General features: G+C 75.2%; 11 protein-coding genes and 2 pseudogenes. 9 read left to right on the top strand and 4 right to left on the bottom strand.

Annotated features, from left to right (window positions below; all coding sequences use genetic code 11):
* Positions 1 to 274 precede the first annotated feature (274 nt).
* Together tsaD and alaS are read left to right on the top strand one after the other, a co-directional pair.
* Positions 275 to 1,327, top strand: a complete 1,053-nt coding sequence (gene tsaD, locus ACH4EB_RS10310) for a tRNA (adenosine(37)-N6)-threonylcarbamoyltransferase complex transferase subunit TsaD (protein WP_398347070.1) — start codon at positions 275 to 277, stop codon at positions 1,325 to 1,327.
* 51 nt (positions 1,328 to 1,378) lie between these two features.
* A complete protein-coding gene (alaS, locus tag ACH4EB_RS10305) occupies positions 1,379 to 4,033 on the top strand; it encodes an alanine--tRNA ligase (protein ID WP_398346949.1) in 2,655 nt (884 codons plus the stop codon).
* 107 nt (positions 4,034 to 4,140) lie between these two features.
* Here alaS and ACH4EB_RS10300 read toward each other — a convergent pair.
* Positions 4,141 to 4,553, bottom strand: a pseudogene (locus ACH4EB_RS10300) (RidA family protein).
* On the opposite strand from ACH4EB_RS10300, the pseudogene ACH4EB_RS10295 reads away from it, so the two are divergent.
* Positions 4,533 to 4,754 (top strand): annotated as a pseudogene (locus tag ACH4EB_RS10295) (winged helix-turn-helix transcriptional regulator); the annotation flags it as partial. The pseudogenes ACH4EB_RS10300 and ACH4EB_RS10295 overlap by 21 nt on opposite strands.
* Positions 4,755 to 4,836: 82 nt before the next feature.
* Here ACH4EB_RS10295 and ACH4EB_RS10290 read toward each other — a convergent pair.
* Positions 4,837 to 5,796 (bottom strand): carbon-nitrogen hydrolase, encoded by a 960-nt coding sequence (locus ACH4EB_RS10290; protein ID WP_398346948.1) that lies wholly within the window; start codon positions 5,794 to 5,796, stop codon positions 4,837 to 4,839.
* 166 nt (positions 5,797 to 5,962) lie between these two features.
* On the opposite strand from ACH4EB_RS10290, the gene ACH4EB_RS10285 reads away from it, so the two are divergent.
* From ACH4EB_RS10285 to ACH4EB_RS10270, 4 genes are all read left to right on the top strand, one after another.
* The gene (locus tag ACH4EB_RS10285; RefSeq protein ID WP_398346947.1) at positions 5,963 to 6,967 is read left to right on the top strand and encodes a LacI family DNA-binding transcriptional regulator; all 1,005 of its coding nucleotides are present in this window, start codon (positions 5,963 to 5,965) and stop codon (positions 6,965 to 6,967) included.
* Between the two features lie 206 nt (positions 6,968 to 7,173).
* On the top strand, positions 7,174 to 8,607 hold the full coding sequence (locus ACH4EB_RS10280; protein WP_398346946.1) for a LuxR C-terminal-related transcriptional regulator: 1,434 nt from the start codon (positions 7,174 to 7,176) through the stop codon (positions 8,605 to 8,607).
* Between the two features lie 190 nt (positions 8,608 to 8,797).
* On the top strand, positions 8,798 to 9,898 hold the full coding sequence (locus tag ACH4EB_RS10275; protein WP_398346945.1) for an ATP-binding protein: 1,101 nt from the start codon (positions 8,798 to 8,800) through the stop codon (positions 9,896 to 9,898).
* Positions 9,899 to 9,958: 60 nt separating this feature from the next.
* On the top strand, positions 9,959 to 10,723 hold the full coding sequence (locus tag ACH4EB_RS10270) for a class I SAM-dependent methyltransferase (RefSeq protein ID WP_398346944.1): 765 nt from the start codon (positions 9,959 to 9,961) through the stop codon (positions 10,721 to 10,723).
* A gap of 92 nt (positions 10,724 to 10,815) precedes the next feature.
* Here ACH4EB_RS10270 and ACH4EB_RS10265 read toward each other — a convergent pair whose 3' ends face one another.
* Both ACH4EB_RS10265 and ACH4EB_RS10260 read right to left on the bottom strand, forming a co-directional pair.
* Entirely contained in the window at positions 10,816 to 12,417 is a 1,602-nt protein-coding gene (locus ACH4EB_RS10265) for an ABC-F family ATP-binding cassette domain-containing protein (RefSeq protein WP_398346943.1), read from the bottom strand.
* A gap of 218 nt (positions 12,418 to 12,635) precedes the next feature.
* On the bottom strand, positions 12,636 to 12,947 hold the full coding sequence (locus ACH4EB_RS10260; protein ID WP_398346942.1) for a hypothetical protein: 312 nt from the start codon (positions 12,945 to 12,947) through the stop codon (positions 12,636 to 12,638).
* 474 nt (positions 12,948 to 13,421) lie between these two features.
* On the opposite strand from ACH4EB_RS10260, the gene ACH4EB_RS10255 reads away from it, so the two are divergent.
* Positions 13,422 to 14,738: a GNAT family N-acetyltransferase gene (locus ACH4EB_RS10255; RefSeq protein WP_398346941.1), complete on the top strand. Its 1,317-nt coding sequence runs from the start codon at positions 13,422 to 13,424 to the stop codon at positions 14,736 to 14,738.
* A gap of 187 nt (positions 14,739 to 14,925) precedes the next feature.
* Entirely contained in the window at positions 14,926 to 16,161 is a 1,236-nt protein-coding gene (locus ACH4EB_RS10250) for a DegT/DnrJ/EryC1/StrS family aminotransferase (protein ID WP_398346940.1), read from the top strand.
* The last annotated feature ends 27 nt before the right edge of the window (positions 16,162 to 16,188 follow it).

Here is a 16,188-nt window from a genome sequence, read left to right as displayed (position 1 = left end):
CCCGGAGGCCCGGCAGCTCGGCCATCCGCCGCCCAGCCGCCCACCAGCCCGGCCACCCCGCAACCCGGCACCCCTTCCACCCCGGCGATCCACCCCCGGGCCGCCCCGCTTCCCGGCGCGCCCCCACCCCTCCCGATCCGCCCCGGACCTCCCTCCGCCCCCGCCCGGCCACTGCGGCCCGCCGTATCCTGGTGCGAGACGGGTTGTTGCACATTTCTCGCAATAACGAAGCCGGGTACGAAGGAGCGGTGCGGTGGCATCTCCAGGCTCTCCAGTGGTGCTGGGGATCGAGTCCTCCTGCGACGAGACCGGGGCAGGGCTGGTCCGGGACGGGAAGCTGCTCGGGCACGCGGTGGCGTCCAGCATGGACGAGCACGCGCGCTACGGCGGCGTCGTGCCGGAGATCGCGGCCCGCGCGCATGTGCACTCCCTCACGCCCGTCGTGCGCCGCGCGCTCGACGAGGCGGGCCTGACGATGGCCGACATCGGCGCGGTGGCCGTGACCACCGGCCCCGGTCTGTCGGGCGCCCTCCAGGTCGGTCTGGCCGGCGCCAAGGGACTGGCGTACGGGCTGGGCGTGCCGCTGTACGGGGTGCACCACCTCGCCGGGCACGTCGCCGCCGACACCCTGGAGCACGGCCCGCTGCCCGATCCCTGCATGGTGCTGATCGTCTCCGGCGGGCACACCTCCCTGCTCCTCGTACGGGACCTGGCGCGCGATCCGATCGTGCACCTCGGTGACACCCTCGACGACGCCGCCGGGGAGTGCTTCGACAAGGTCGCGCGGGTCTTCGGCCTGCCGTACCCCGGCGGGCCCGCGATCGACCGGGCCGCGCGCGAGGGCGACCCGAAGGCCGTCGCGTTTCCGCGTCCGCTGACCGGGCCGCGCGACGATCCGTACGGCTTCTCCTTCTCCGGCCTCAAGACGGCCGCCGCGCGTTGGGCCGAACGGCACACCGGCGGCGACCTGCCCGTCGCGGACGGCGCGGCCTCCCTCCAGGAGGCGGTGGCCGACGTACTGACCCGCAAGGCCGTCGCGGCCTGCGCGGAGCACGGCGTGGGCACCCTGGTGGTGGTGGGCGGCGTCGCCGCCAACTCGCGCGTGCGGTCCCTCGCCGAGGAGCGCTGCCGCACGGCGGGCATCACCCTGCGGGTGCCGCCCCTGCGGCTGTGCACGGACAACGGCGCGATGATCGCCGCCGTCGGCGACCTGCTCGTACGGGCGGGCGCCGAGCCGGCTCCGCTGGACCTCTCGATCGACCCGTCGGCGCCGCTGGAGTACGCGGCGCTGCACCCGGTCGCCCGGGCGGCGCGCGCCGCCGCGTGACGGCCGCCGCGACCGCCCCCTTCCGCCACCCCGACCGCCCCGGAGCCCCCTTTGCGTACCGCCGAGATCCGCGCCCGCTTCCTCGACTTCTTCGCCGAGCGCGGCCACACCGTCGTTCCCAGCGCGCCGCTGCCGACGCCGGACCCGACCCTGCTGTTCGTCAACGCGGGCATGGTGCCCTTCAAGCCGTACCTGACCGGTGAGGTGGCGGCGCCCTGGCCGCGCGCGACCAGCGTGCAGAAGTGTGTGCGGACGCTGGACATCGAGGAGGTCGGCAAGACCACCCGGCACGGCTCCTTCTTCCAGATGAACGGCAACTTCTCCCTCGGCGACTACTTCAAGGAAGACGCCATCCGCTTCGCCTGGGAGCTGTCCACCACCCCGGTCGCCGACGGCGGCTACGGGCTGGACCCGGAGCGCATCTGGGTCACGGTGCACCACTCCGACGACGAGGCGCGCACCCTGTGGCGGGAGATCTCCGGTCTGCCCGAGGAGCGCATCGTCTCGCGCGGGGACGAGGACAACTTCTGGTCGATGGGCGTGCCGGGGCCGTGCGGGCCCTGCTCGGAGCTGTACTACGACCGGGGGCCGAAGTTCGGCCGGGCGGGCGGCCCGGAGGTCGACGAGGACCGGTACATGGAGTTCTGGAACCTCGTCTTCATGCAGTACGAGCGCGGCGAGGGCACCGGCAAGTCCGGCTACCCGATCCTCGGTGAACTCCCCCGCCAGAACATCGACACCGGCATGGGCCTGGAGCGGATGGCCACCCTCCTCCAGGGCGTCGACAACCTCTACGAGATCGACGAGACCCGGCCCATCCTCGACCGGGCCGCCGCCCTCGCCGGTGTCCGCTACGGCGAGAACGAGCAGCACGACGTACGGCTGCGCGTGGTCGCCGACCACGTCCGTACGGCCCTGATGCTGCTCGCCGACGGCACCACGCCCGGCAACGAGGGCCGCGGCTACGTGCTGCGCCGCATCCTGCGCCGCGCCGTCCGCTCGATGCGCCAGCTCGGCTACGAGGACCGCGCGCTGCCCGAGCTGCTGCCGGTCGCCCGCGACTGCATGGCGCCCAGTTACCCGGAGGTCGCCGAGTCCTACGAGCGGATCGCCGGCCAGGCCGCCGACGAGGAGGACGCCTTCCGCGCGACGCTGCGTCAGGGTACCTCCGTCCTGGACACCGCCGTCACCAAGGTCAAGGCCGAAGGCGGCCGCTCGCTCCCCGGCAAGCAGGCGTTCCTCCTCCACGACACGTACGGCTTCCCCATCGACCTGACCCTGGAGATGGCCGCCGAACAGGGCGTCGAGGTGGACCGCGAGGGCTTCACCGCGCTGATGCGCGAGCAGCGCGAGCGGGCCCGCGCCGACGCCCGCGCCCGCAAGTCCGGCGGCGCCGTGGACACGTCCGCGCTGCGCACCGTCCTCGACGAGCACGGGCCCACCGACTGGCGCGCCTGGGACACGCTGGAGACCGACTCCAAGGTGCTGGCCGTCCTCGGCGCCCAGGGACCCGTACCGGCGGCCCGCGAAGGCGACATCGTCACCATCGTCCTGGACCGCACCCCGTTCTACGCCGAGTCCGGCGGCCAGGACAGCGACGCGGGCCGGTTGTCCGGCACCTCGGTGGAGGCCGAGGTGCTGGACGTACAGCGGCCGCTTCCCGGCCTGGTCGCCCACCAGGTCCGCGTCACCGCCGGCGAACTGGCCCCGGGCGACGCCCTGCACGCGGCCGTCGACCCGGAGTGGCGCCTCGGCGCCCGCCAGGCCCACTCCGGTACGCACGTCCTGCACGCCGCGCTGCGCGAGATCCTCGGCCCGACGGCCCTCCAGTCCGGCTCCTACAACCGCCCCGGCTACCTGCGCCTCGACTTCCCGTGGCGCGGCGGCCTGTCCGCCACCGTCCGCAGCGAGGTCGAGGAGGCCGCCAACCGGGCGCTCCGCCGCGACCTGCCGGTCGGCGTGAAGTGGATGACGCTGCCGGAGGCCAAGGAGCTGGGCGCGCTCGCCCTCTTCGACGAGACGTACGGCGAGAAGGTGCGGGTCGTCGAGATCGGCGGCGCCTGGTCGCGCGAACTGTGCGGCGGCACCCACGTCGCCCACGCCTCCCAGGTCGGCGTCGTGGCGCTGACCGCGGAGTCGTCCGTCGGCGCCGGGATGCGCCGCCTGGAGGCCTCCGTCGGCATCGAGGGCTTCGGCTACCTCGCCCGCGAACGCGACCTGGTCGCCCAGATCGCCGAGCAGATCCAGGCCCCGCGCGCCGAGCTGTCCGACCGGGTGGCCGGGCTGCTGGAGCGCCTGAAGGCGAGCGACCGGGAGAACCAGCGGCTGCGGCAGCAGGCCACCGTGGCGCGCGCCGCCGGGCTGGCCGACTCCGCCGTACCGGCCGCCGGCTTCCTGGTGGTCACGGCCACCGCGGACGGCGGCGCCGACGAGGCCCGCGCGCTGGCCATGGCCGTACGGGACCGGCTGCCCGCCGGGCAGCCCGCCGCCGTGGCCGTCGGCTCGGCCACGGACGGCAAGGCGGCCCTGGTGGTCGCCCTGAACAAGGCCGGCAAGGGCGCCGGCGGCTCGGCGTCGGACCTGGTCAAGCGCCTGCTGAACGGGCGCGGCGGCGGCTCGCCGGAACTCGCCCAGGGCGGCGGCCTGCCCGCCGACCAGCTTTCGCAGACGCTGGCGGCGCTGCCGGGACTGCTCGGCGAGAAGTGACGTGCGGGGGGGGGCGGTTCCCGCCGGGAGCCGCCCCCCCGGCAGGGCGCGTCGCGGAGTGTCGCCTTCCCTGTCGCGCGGTCCCTCCGCGCACGCTGCGGGCGGGTTCAGGCGGGCAGCTTCGGGTCGGCGAGGAAAGCGATCTCGATGGCCTGGCCGGGGAAGGTCAGTTCGGTGACCCCGCCGACCGTGCTGACCGGGCGGTGGTCACCGAAGCAGGCCAGGTTGCCCGCCGCCGTCGCCGCCGCGTTCTGCCGCAGGTTCACCACGTACAGGGTCTGCGAGACGATCTGTTTCCGGGTGACGCCGTAGTGGTCCAGGACCTTGTCCACGTTGGTGTAGGTCCGCTGGAGCTGGGCGGCGAAGTCGTCCGCGTGCAGGAACCGGCCCGCCGCGTCGAGCGAGAGCTGCCCGGAGACGTGGATCAGATCCCGGACCTGATCGCCTGTGCGTAGCCGAAGTCTCCCTCGGCCGGCACGTTGTGGTGGTGGATGTCGGTGAGGTCGAGGGCATCGGCCACAAGTTGCTCACCCAGAACCTGCGCATGCTGGAGCGCAACGGCCTGGCCGACCGGAAGGTGCACCCCACCGTGCCGCCACGGGTCGAGTACACCCTCACCGAGCCGGGCCGTGCGCTGCGCGCCACGGTCGACGCCATGTGCGGCTGGACGCACGAGTACCTCGGTCACATCGAGGACGCGCGCCGTCGCTTCGGCATCTGACGGGCGCCACGCACCAGGCGCCATGCGTCATCGGCCACCACGCGCCGCACGCCCCGCGCCCCGCGCCCCGCGTCACACTCCGTCAGTCCGTCGCCGTCAGCGGCCCGTACGCGTCCGGACGGCGGGTGGTGAGGAACGGGAACAGCTCCAGCCAGTCGCGACGGGCGTCGAGATCCAGGTCGGCCACCAGGACGGCGGGCTCGTCGCGGGGCGCCTGGGCCAGGACGCGGCCGTACGGGTCGACGATGAAGGAGCTGCCGTAGAACGTCAGCGGGCCCTCGGTGCCGATACGGTTCGGCACGATCATGAAGGTGGCGTTGGCGATGGCGTTGCCGGTGATCACCTTCTGCCACAGGGGCTGGGTGTCGAAGCCGGGGTGGCCCGGCTCGGAGCCGATGGCGGTGGGATAGACCAGTACGTCGGCGCCGGCCAGTGAGTAGGCGCGGGCCGGTTCGGGGAACCACTGGTCCCAGCAGGTGGGCAGGCCGAAGGTGGCGTGCTCGACGCGGTGGGTCGGGAAGGCGTCGGGGCCGGCCGGGCCCGGGCGGAACCAGTGGTCCTCGTAGTAGCCCTCGGAGACGGGAATGTGCGTCTTGCGCGTACGGGCCGTGAGGGTGCCGTCCGGGGCGACGAGGACGGCGGTGTTGTAGCCGAGGCCGTCGGGCGTCACCGTGCCGTCGGGGCCGGGGGCGGGGTCCGCCCGCTCGTACAGGGAGGCGTGCACATGGACGCCGTGCTCACGGGCGGCTTCGGCGGCGAACGTGACGGTGGGGCCGGTGCGCAGGTCCTCCGGCTCGGCGGGGGCGGGGTGGTCGGCCTTGCGGAGTATCGCGAAGTACGGCGAGAGGGTCAGCTCCTGGAGGCAGACGACGCGGGCGCCTTCGGCGGCGGCCAGGCGGATGCCTTCCTTGAGGGCGGCACGGTGCTCGTCGGGGTCGCGGTGCCAGCGCTGCTGTACGAGGGCGACGCGCAGCGGGGGGCGCCCGGCCGGGCGGGTGCGGGCCGGCGAGGCAGGCGGGGCGAGGGCCGTGATCACACGCATGGGGGCTCCAAGGGACACCGAGGGACGTGCCGGAACGTTCCGGCAGGAGCAATGTACGAGTGCCGGAACGTTCCGGCAAGGGCTTGGGCGACGCGGCACCCTCCGGGCGGCAGCGGCGGCTCCGGGCTGCCGGGGCGGCCTGCCCGTACGTCTAGACTTGCGCCCCGTGACCAGCCGCCGCACCGTGACCCTGCTCGATGTCGCGCGGGCCGCCGGGGTCTCCAAGAGCACCGTCTCCGACGCGCTCCAGGGGTCCGGCCGGGTGGCGGAGGACACCCGCCGCCGGGTGCGGGACACCGCCGACCGGCTGGGCTACCGGCCCAACAGCGCCGCCCGGCGGCTGCGCCGGGCCAGCACCGGCGCGATCGGCCTGCACCTGCCGCGCACCGCGACCCGGCTGGACTACTACATGACCCTCGCCTTCGGCGCGGTGCACCGCGCCCAGGAGGACGGTCTGGACGTGGTGCTGCTGGCCCCGGACGGCGGGGCCGCCGGGCGGCTCGCCTCGCGCGTGGACGGCCTGCTCGTGATCGACCCGGAGGCCACCGACGCCACCGTGCCCGGCCTGCTCGACGCGGGCGTGCCCGTGGTCACGGGCGAGCGTTACCTCGGCGCGTCCGCCGCCCCCGCCGGTGCCGTGGTCTGCGACAACGCCGCCTCGCTGACCGCGCTGCTGGACCACGTGCGCGAGTCCGGCGCCCGGCACCCGGCGCTGCTCGCGCCCGCCGGCACCTCCGCGTGGGCCACCGCGCTGCGCGAAACGGCAGGCGCCTGGGGCCGTACGCACGGGCGTGAAGTCGCCGTACGGACGGTGCCGTTCGCCGCCACCCCCGACGAGGCCGCGCAGGCCACCGCGGACCTGCTCGCGGCCGAACCGGCCGTCGACGCGGTGGTCTGCGCGCCCGACGGAGCCGCCGCCGGCGTCCTGCGGGCCGCCGCCGGACTCGGCCGTACGCCCGGGCGGGACCTGCTCGTCGCCTCCTGCGTGGACGGCGCGGCCCTGCGCGCCTGCGCCCCGCCCGTGACGGCGATCGACCTGCACCCGGACGCGTACGGGCGGGCCTGCGCCGCCCTGCTCTGCGACATCCTGGCCGGCCGCGCCGGTCCGCGGACCGTCCGCCATCACGCCTGGTCCCTGCGGGTACGGGCGTCGAGCCGCGCGGAGGGGTAGCCGGAGCGGCAGCCGGAGGGCCCACTTCGGCCACGGCGCTCCCCGGCCGCCCCTCCCGGTCCCGACCGGTCGGGCTCGGACACACCACGCATACGCAGCGGTCGCGTTCCGCCGCCCTCCGGCCGTTCGTGATCCCGTCGCGGCCCCGCCGCGCCTGCCGCGGCGGGGCCGCTACCTTGGGCCTCCTCGCCTGGACGGTGATGCTCATGTCCTCCGGTCCCGCCCGGCCGCGTGGCGGCAGGCTGCCCGCCGAAGTGACGGGCTTCGTCGGACGCGCGTCCGAACTCGCCGCCGCAGCAGCCCTGTTGGCGCGGGCCCGGCTGGTGACCGTGCTGGGCCCCGGAGGCGTGGGCAAGACCCGGCTGGCGCTGCGGGCCGCCGCCTGTGCGGCCGGGAACTACGCGGACGGCGTCCGCTTCGTCGACCTGTCGGGCGTACAGGATCCCGGCCTGCTGCCGCGGTCCCTCTCCGGCGCGCTGGGGCTGCCGGTCCGGGCGTCCCGTCCGCCCATGGAGGCGCTGACCGCGTACCTGGCCGACCGCGAACTGCTCCTCGTCCTGGACACCTGCGAGCATCTCCTCGACGCCTGTGCCGCGACGGCCGGGCTGCTGCTGGCCCAGGCCCCCGGCCTGACGGTCCTGGCCACCAGCAGACAGGCCCTCGACGCGCCCGGTGAACACCTCCTGCCCGTACCGCCCCTGGCCCTTCCGGACCCCGACGGCACGGGCGACGGCGACGCGCTGAACCTGCTCGTCCAGCGGGCCGCCGCCGTCGCGCCCGGCTTCGCCCTGACCGACGGCAACCGCGCCCGGGCCGCGGCGCTCTGCCACCGCCTGGACGGTCTGCCGCTGGCCATCGAGCTGGCGGCCGTACGGCTGCGGGCCCTGCCGCTCGACCGGCTCCCGGTGCGGCCCGGTGACACCTTCGCGCTGCTCGGGCCCGGCCGACGGGCGGGCCCGGCGCGGCACCGGACGCTGCGGGCGGCCGTGGACTGGAGCCACGCGCTGTGCACCCCCGCCGAACAACTGCTGTGGGCGCGGCTGTCCGTCTTCGCCGGGCCCTTCGACCTCGCCGCCGTCGGCGCGGTGACCACGGACGCGGACCTGCCCGCGCGGAGCGTCCTGACGCCGCTGGTCGGGCTCACCGAGAAGTCGGTCGTGCGGTGTCCGGACGGGCGGGACGACCGTTACCGGCTGCCCGCCCTGCTGCGCGAGTACGGCGCCGAACGGCTTCGGGAGCGCGGCGGGTCCGCACCGTACCGGCGCCGTCTCGTCGCCCACTGCCGCGCGCAACTGGCCGCCTTCGCGGCGGGCTTCGCCTCGCCCCGGCAGCTCACCCGCTACCGGGCCCGGGCCGTCCGGTATGCCGCCGAGGGCGAGCGGCCCCCACCCGGCACGGACCACCGCCGCGCGCTCGTGGCCCGCGCCGCGCCCGACGCCCTGACCCGACGCGAGCGCGAGGTCGCGGACCTGGTGGCCGCCGGGCTGTCGAACCGCCGGATCGCCGAACGCCTCGTCATCTCCAAACGCACCGTCGACGCCCACGTCGAACACATCCTCAGCAAGCTGGGCTACTCGTCGCGGGTACAGATCACGGCGTTGCTGAGGGGCGAGGGGGCGCCGGGGGAAGGGGACTCGTGAGGGCTCGGGACGGGGGTGGGCCGGGATACGCCGAGGGTGTGCGCGTGTCGGCACCGGCGCGCGCCGTGCGCTCCGCACCTAGGTATACCGATTCCGTGCGACTACCGATGCCCGGACGGTTCCGGCCGTTCCAGGCTTGCGGTCCCTCGCGTACCGACGTACGCCGGAGCCACCGCGGAGGCACGGGCCCATGCAGACATCCCGGATCCACCGGCCGCCCGGGCTGACCGGCCGGGAGGCCGCGGCCGGCGGACTCGAAGCGCTGCTGCGGACCACGCGCCTGGTCACGGTGACCGGGCCGGGAGGCGTGGGCAAGAGCGCGCTGGCCGCCGAGGTCGCGCACCGCATGGCGGACGACCGGTGGGCCGCCGTCGGCTCCGGCGACCTGGCCGCGCTGGACGACCCCGGCCTGGTGCCGCACCACCTCGCGCGGGCCCTCGGGATCGGAGGCGGCCCCGCCCGCCCGCACCCCGGCGCCCTGGCCCGGGCGGTGGGCACCCGGCCGGTCCTGCTCGTCGTGGACACCTGCGAGCGGCTCGCCGGGCCCTGCGCCGAGGTCTTCGCGCGGCTGGTGGCGGAGTGCCCCGGCCTGCACGTGCTGGCCACCAGCCGCAGCGCCCCGGACACGCCGGAGGACACCTTCCCGCTGCGTCCGCTCCCGCTCGGCGCGGCCACCGCCCTGTTCCGGGCGAGTGCCCGGCAGGCCGGCGCCGAGGACGTCGGCGCCGGGCCCGCGCGCGAGATCTGCCGCCTGCTGGACGGGCTGCCGCTCACGGTATGGACCGCGGCCGCGCAGCTCGCCCGGCAGCCCCCGGCGGACCTGCTGTCCTGTCTGTCCCGGCCGGAGTACGTCCTCGACCTGCCCGCCCCGATGCCCGGCCTGCCCGAGCGGCAGCGGACCCTGCGCGGTGCGCTGCGCTGGAGCCTGCGGCTCTGCACGCCGCGGGAACGGCTGCTGTGGGCCCGGTGCAGCGTCTTCCCGTCCGCGTTCACGGCGGCCGACGCCGATGTGGTGTGCGGGGACGAGCGGTTGCCGCCCGAGGCCGTGGCCGCGGGGTTCGCGGGGCTGGAGCGGCAGTCCCTGATCCTGCCGGAGCCGGGGCCGGAAGCGCGGCCGGAGACGGCGCCGGGGACGGAGACGGCGCCGGGGACGGAAGCAGGGAAGGCGCCCGGCGTGCTCTTCCGTATGCCGCGCGGCACCCGGGCGTACGGCAGGCAGTGGCTGGTGGAGCTGGGCGAGGAACGGGAGTTCCTGCGGCGCTGCCTGGCGTGGTCGCTCGGCCGCGAGTGACAACGGACAAACCCGCTTAATACGTGGCAATACGCACCTCCCACCTGAGACGATCCCCGTATGACCACACGTACCTTCGACGACCTGGTGGCCGAGGCGGAATCCGTATCCGTCGAGGGCTGGGACTTCTCCTGGCTGGACGGCCGGGCCACCGAGCAGCGCCCCTCCTGGGGGTACCAGCGCCGCCTGGGCGAGCGGCTGGCGTGCGCCCGGGCGGCGCTGGACATCCAGACCGGCGGCGGCGAAGTCCTGGCGGGCGCCGGGCCGCTGCCGCCCGTGATGGCGGCCACCGAGTTCTGGCCGCCGAACGTCGCGAAGGCGACCGCGCTGCTGCACCCGCTCGGCGCGGTCGTCGTCGCCGACCCGGACGAGCCGCCGCTGCCCTTCGCCGACGGCGCCTTCGACCTCGTCACCAGCCGCCACCCGGCCACCGTGTGGTGGCCGGAGATCGCCCGCGTCCTGCGCCCCGGCGGCACGTACTTCGCCCAGCACGTCGGCCCGGCCAGCGTCTTCGAGCTGGTCGAGTACTTCCTCGGCCCGCAGCCCGAGGAGGTACGGCGCCGGCGCCACCCCGACGACGAGAGCCGGGACGCCGAGGCGGCCGGCCTGGAGATCACCGACCTGCGGTCCGAGTCCCTCCGTACGGAGTTCCACGACATCGGCGCGGTGATCTACTTCCTGCGCAAGGTGATCTGGATGGTCCCGGGCTTCACGGTGGACCGCTACCGCGACCGGCTGCGGGAACTGGACGCGGAGATCCGGGCGGCGGGCCCGTTCGTGGCCCACTCCACCCGGTTCCTCATCGAGGCCCGCAAACCCGCCTGACGGCGACCGCCGGGGCCGCCCGGGCCGCCTGCCCGCCCGTACGGCCCCGCGCCCGTCCGGGAGCACGCACGCCCGCCCACCGGCTCGCGCCCTCACGCCAGATCCACCAGCTCCGCGTACTGCCGCCCCCACAGGTCCTCCGTGCCGTCCGGCAGCACCAGCACCCGGTCGGGCCGCAGCGCCTCGACGGCGCCCGGGTCGTGGCTGACCATCACGATCGCGCCGGGGTAGGTGCCGACCGCGCCCAGCACTTCGTCCCGGGAGGCCGGGTCGAGGTGGTTGGTGGGCTCGTCCAGGAGCAGGACGTTGGCGCGCGAGTGGACCAGGCCGGCCAGCGCCAGCCGGGTCTTCTCGCCGCCGGAGAGCACCCGTACCGGCTTGTCCGCGTCGTCCCCGGAGAAGAGGAACGAGCCGAGGACGTGCCGGGCCTCGCCGTCGGTCAGGTGGGGCGCGGCGGCGGCCAGGTTCTCCCGGACCGTACGGGCCGGATCCAGCGTGTCGTGCTCCTGCGCGAAGTACCCCAGCCGCAGTCCGTGCCCGGCCACGACCCGGCCCGCGTCCGGCGTCTCCCGCCCGGCCAGCAGCCGCAGCAGCGTCGTCTTGCCCGCCCCGTTGAGGCCGAGCACGACCAGCCGGCTGCCCCGCTCGACCGCCAGGTCCACGCCCGCCAGCACCCGGTGCTCCCCGTACGCCTTGGCCAGGCTGACCGCGCCCAGCGGCACCCGGCCGCACGGCGCGGGCTCGGGCAGCCGGATGCGCGCGGCCTTCTCGGCGCGCCGTACCGGCTCCGTCGCGGCCAGCATCCGGTCCGCGCGGCGGGCCATGTTCTTCGCGGAGACGGCCGTCGCGACGTTCGCGCGCATCTTGTCCGCCTGACCGTGCAGCGCCGCCGCCTTGCGCTCGGCGTTGGCCCGCTCCCGCGCCCGGCGCCGGTCGTCCGCCGCGCGCTGGGCGAGATAGGTGTGCCAGCCGGTGTTGTGCACGTCGAGGGCGGCCCGGGCCGGGTCCAGGTGGAACACCCGGTTGACGGTGTCGGCGAGCAGCCCGGTGTCGTGGCTGATCACCACCAGACCGCCCCGGTACGCGGCCAGGAAGCCGCGCAGCCAGGCGACCGAGTCGGCGTCGAGGTGGTTGGTCGGCTCGTCCAGCAGCAGCGTGCCGTGCCCGGCGAACAGGATGCGGGCCAGTTCCACGCGCCGCCGCTGCCCGCCCGACAGCCCGCCCACCGGCTGGCGCAGCACCCGCTCGGGCAGCCCCAGCCCGTCCGCGACCCGCGCCGCCTCGGCCTCGGCCGCGTACCCGCCGCGCGCCTGGAAGGCGTCCTCGGCCCGCGCGTACGCGGCCATCGCCTTGTCCTGCGCCCCCGGCTTCACGGCCGCGGCCAGCGCCTCCCCGGCCCGGTGCAGCTCCGCCACGGCCCGGTCCAGCCCGCGCGCGGACAGGATGCGGTCGGTGACGGTGACGGCCGGGTCGGCCGCCCGGGAGTCCTGCGGCAGATGGCCGAGGCTCCCCGTACGGATGATCTCCCCGGCGGCGGGCGCCGCCCGGCCCGCCAGGGTGTCGAGCAGGGTCGTCTTCCCCGCACCGTTACGGCCCACCAGGCCGACACGGTCGCCGGGCCCCACGTGAAAGGACACCCCGGCCAGCAGAAGCCGGGCGCCGACGCGCACGTCGGCACCACGAACGGTAATCATGACTTGACTCTCCGGAACAGCTCAAGGACACACGGATGGCGCGAAAGCGGGTGTCCGAGCTAGGAAATCCGGGGGGTCGACATGGATCCGAGGGTAACCGCCGGCCCGGCGGAGCGCACGGAGTTTTCGGCGGCGGGGCGTACGGCCCGGTCAGGCGGCCACACCTGGGTCCGGTCCCCGCGGGGTGTCCGCGAAGACCGGTCCGCGGTATGCCGGAGTCACACCTCGGCGGCTATCCAGGCGATGTGCCAGCCGTTCTTGGCGGCGTATTCGGGGTCGATGGGCTGGCGGTCGACGCGCCGGACGTAGATGCGGAAGCCGGTGGGGGTCGCTTTGTAGACCGTGTTTCCGCCGGTGGTCATCCACATACGGTCGTCGCCGGTGAGTGCCGCGATATAGGCGGGGGTTTCGGCGAATTCCCCGGCGCTGGTGTCGACGTCGATGTAAACGCCATCACCGTTGCGGTCGGGGTAGTTCTGCCAGCCTTCGCCGGGGGCGGTCCTGCCGGAAAGGAACTTGCCGTTCTGCATTGCCTGCTCCTGTCGCGTCCTCGTAGGAATGCGAACCGGCGATCCATTGATCGGCGGTTAGGGCAGTTTGGGCCCGGAAGTTCGCCGCTAGCAAGGCCGTTCGGCAGAGTTGGCCAGATGTGGGGAGTGCGCGCCGCGGCCCGGGCCGCTGGCCTGAATGGAGGGTTGACCGGCGGACGGGGCGGGCGTAACCGGGGCGGCCGACCGGGCCATGATTCTTTATCGGGAGGGTTGACAGCCTCCGGTCACCTGACAAACCTGGGATGCAGCCTTTTCCGGCGGCCCCGGCACGGTCGACGCATGAGGGATTCGCGATCCGGGCCTCGCGATCACCATCTCTCCGGTTCCGCGGCGCACCCCGCCGCACCGGAGCAGCCGATACGGCCTCTGCGTCGAACGCCGACGACCTTTCAGCGCCGCGCTCGCCGCACCTCTTCCCGAGTACGAGGCCGATGACTGGCTTTGGAGAAGGACATGGAGGAAGTGGGAGCAACAGCGCCCGCGCGGCCGGGCGGAGGTCCGGCCACGGGATACACATTCCGCGCCGCCGCGGAATGGGCGGAATTCGGGGCGGTGCTCGACCTCGCCTACGGCGGCCATCCGCACTCCCCGGCCCACAGCGCCGTGGTCGGTGCCCTCTTCGAGCCGAAGCGCTCCCTCGTCGCGTGTCACGGCGGACGCCCGTGCGCCACCCTCGCCGGGTACGCGCTGGAGATGACGCTGCCGGGCGGCCCCGCCCCGGTGGCCGGCATCGGATACGTGGCGGTCGCGCCGCCGCACCGCCGCCGCGGGCTGATGCGGGAGCTGCTCCGGCGGGCACTCACCGCGCTGCACGAGGAGCGGGCCGAGCCGGTCGTGGTCCTGCACTCGACCGAGCCGGGGATCTACGGGCGGTTCGGGTTCGGGCTCGCCTCCCGGGCCGTCGAGGTGTCGGTGCCGCCCGAGGCGCGGGCGTTCGCGCCGGAAGCGGAAGGGGAGGCGGCAGCGGAGGCGGGACGAAAGGTGGAGGCTGCCGGGCTGACGCTGGACGTCGTCCCGGCCGAGGAGGCCCACTCGGCCATCGCGGACATCTACCGTGCCTGTCTGCACCAGCGCCCCGGCATGCTGCGCAGGGACGCCGCCTGGCAGCGCCGCGCCGTCGAGGACGAGCCGGCGAGCCGGCACGGCGCGGGGCGGCTGCTGTGCATGGTGGCGTCGGGCCCCGGCGGGGCGGCGCGGGGATACGCGCTGTACCGGCTGCGGCCCGCCTGGGAACGGTCCCGGCCGCGCTACGCCCTGTCCGTACGGGAGGTGTTCGCGCGCGACCCGGCCGCGTACGCCTTCGTGTGGCGGTCGCTGCTGGACACCGACCTGGCCGGGACCGTCAGCGCGGCGGCCCGCCCGGTCGACGACCCGCTGCTGGCGCTGCTCGACGACCCGCGCAGTGCCGCGCCGACCGTGCGCGACCAGCTCTACGCCCGCGCCGTGGACCTGGACCGGGCCCTCACCGCCCGTACGTACAGCGCGCCGGTGGACGTGGTGCTCGAAGTGCGCGACGCCCTGTGCCCGTGGAACGCCGGGCGTTGGCGGCTCACGGCCGGGGCGGACGGCGGTGCCGAGTGTGCGCGGACGGGCGCCGCGGCCGACCTCGCGCTGACCGCCCGCGAAGTCGGCGCGGTGCTGCTCGGCGGCGGCTCGCCGGCCCAGCTCGCGCTCGCGGGCCGGGTCACGGAGCTGCGGCCCGGCGCGCTGCGCGCCGCCTCCGCCGCCTTCCACCACGATCCGGCGCCGTTCTGTCCGATGTCCTTCTGAGGACCGCGGGCCGTACGGGTTCTGTGGGCCGCAGGCCAGACGGGCGCTGCGGGCCTCAGGCCGGACGGCCGCCGCGGGCCCCGGACCGGCCCGCCGCAGGCCGCGAAGCCGGTGAGAGCCGCACGACCGCTGGAGGCCGCACGACCGCCGACGCCCCCACCACCCACCCTTCTTTCGAGGAGTCACCATGCCCGGACCCGGATACGCCTTCTTCGGTGACGAGGAGCGCGACAACGTCCAGCAGGTGCTGGACGCCTGGTCGCGGACGACCGCCGCGCACTCCTACCCGCTGGGCGACCTGACACAGACCCGGCTGTTCGAGCAGGCCGCGGCGCACCGCCTGGGCAGCCCGTACTGCCTGTCCGTCAACAGCGGCACCTCCGCGCTCCAGGCGTGCCTCGCGGCGCTCGGCATCGGCCCGGGGGACGAGGTCGTGGTGCCCGGCTACCTGTACGGCGCGTGCCTCGCCGCCGTCGCGTACAGCGGCGCCACTCCGGTGCTGGCCGAGGTGGACGCCTCGCTCACCCTCGACCCCGACGACGTACGGCAGCGGATCACGCCCCGTACCAAGGCGCTGATGCCGGTGCACATGCTCGGCGCGGCCTGTGACATGGCGGCGCTGCGGCAGATCGCGGACGAGTACGGGCTGCTGGTGCTGGAGGACGCGGCGCAGGCGTGCGGCGGGACGTACCGGGGGCAGGCGCTGGGCACGTTCGGGCAGGCGGGGGCCTTCTCCCTCAACATGTTCAAGGTGATCACCGGCGGGGACGGCGGTTTCCTGCTCACCCCCGACGAGCGGGTCTTCCAGCGGGCGTACGGCTTCCACGACCACGGCTGGTTCCCGTACCGGCGCGAGGACGGGCCCGGCGACCGGCTGTGGGGCCTCAACCTGCGGATGACGGAGCTGACGGCGGCCGTGGCGCGCGCCCAGCTCGCCCGGCTCGACGCCGTGCTGGCCCGCACCCGGGAGCTGCGGGACGGGCTGCTGGCGCAGATCCCGGTACGGGACGGGGTGGTCCGCCGCCCGCTGCACGACGCGGCGGGGGACTGCGCGACCGTCCTGGTCCATGTCTTCGACGAGCGGGCCGACGCCGAGGCCGTCGCGAAGCGGCTCGGCACCAAGACGCTGCTGCACTCGCCCAAGCACTACTACGGCGGGCTGCCCGAACTCGCCGCGCTGGCCGCCCCGGACGGCTCGTCCTGCCCGTTCCGCCCGGCCGCCGAGGCCTGGCGGCGGGACGGCTGGCGGGCGGGCGCGCTGCCCCGTACCGACGAGGTGCTGAGCCGGTCGCTGGCCCTGACCGTCGGGACGTCCGACACCTATCTGGGCGCCGACTTCGGGGTGACCGTCTTCAGCGGCCCGGACGAGGTCACCGAGGTCGCCGAGCGGTTCCGCGAGACGGTCGGCGAAGTGCTCGGCTGACCGCCCCCGGGGCCCGCGCGTCGCCCG

Origin of the sequence: Streptomyces sp. NPDC018045, from assembly GCF_044327445.1 — a bacterium.
Classification (GTDB): domain Bacteria; phylum Actinomycetota; class Actinomycetes; order Streptomycetales; family Streptomycetaceae; genus Streptomyces.
The sequence above is the reverse complement of the archived record's forward strand: the minus strand, read 5'-3'. Positions and strand labels throughout refer to the sequence as shown.

Bases quoted from the DNA above. Each gene is read 5' to 3' on its own strand.
- ACH4EB_RS10290 (WP_398346948.1), bottom strand. From the start codon at position 5,796: ATGCGTGTGATCACGGCCCTCGCCCCGCCTGCCTCGCCGGCCCGCACC.
- ACH4EB_RS10280 (WP_398346946.1), top strand. From the start codon at position 7,174: ATGTCCTCCGGTCCCGCCCGGCCGCGTGGCGGCAGGCTGCCCGCCGAA.
- ACH4EB_RS10275 (WP_398346945.1), top strand. From the start codon at position 8,798: ATGCAGACATCCCGGATCCACCGGCCGCCCGGGCTGACCGGCCGGGAG.
- ACH4EB_RS10270 (WP_398346944.1), top strand. From the start codon at position 9,959: ATGACCACACGTACCTTCGACGACCTGGTGGCCGAGGCGGAATCCGTA.
- ACH4EB_RS10265 (WP_398346943.1), bottom strand. From the start codon at position 12,417: ATGATTACCGTTCGTGGTGCCGACGTGCGCGTCGGCGCCCGGCTTCTG.
- ACH4EB_RS10260 (WP_398346942.1), bottom strand. From the start codon at position 12,947: ATGCAGAACGGCAAGTTCCTTTCCGGCAGGACCGCCCCCGGCGAAGGC.
- ACH4EB_RS10255 (WP_398346941.1), top strand. From the start codon at position 13,422: ATGGAGGAAGTGGGAGCAACAGCGCCCGCGCGGCCGGGCGGAGGTCCG.
- ACH4EB_RS10250 (WP_398346940.1), top strand. From the start codon at position 14,926: ATGCCCGGACCCGGATACGCCTTCTTCGGTGACGAGGAGCGCGACAAC.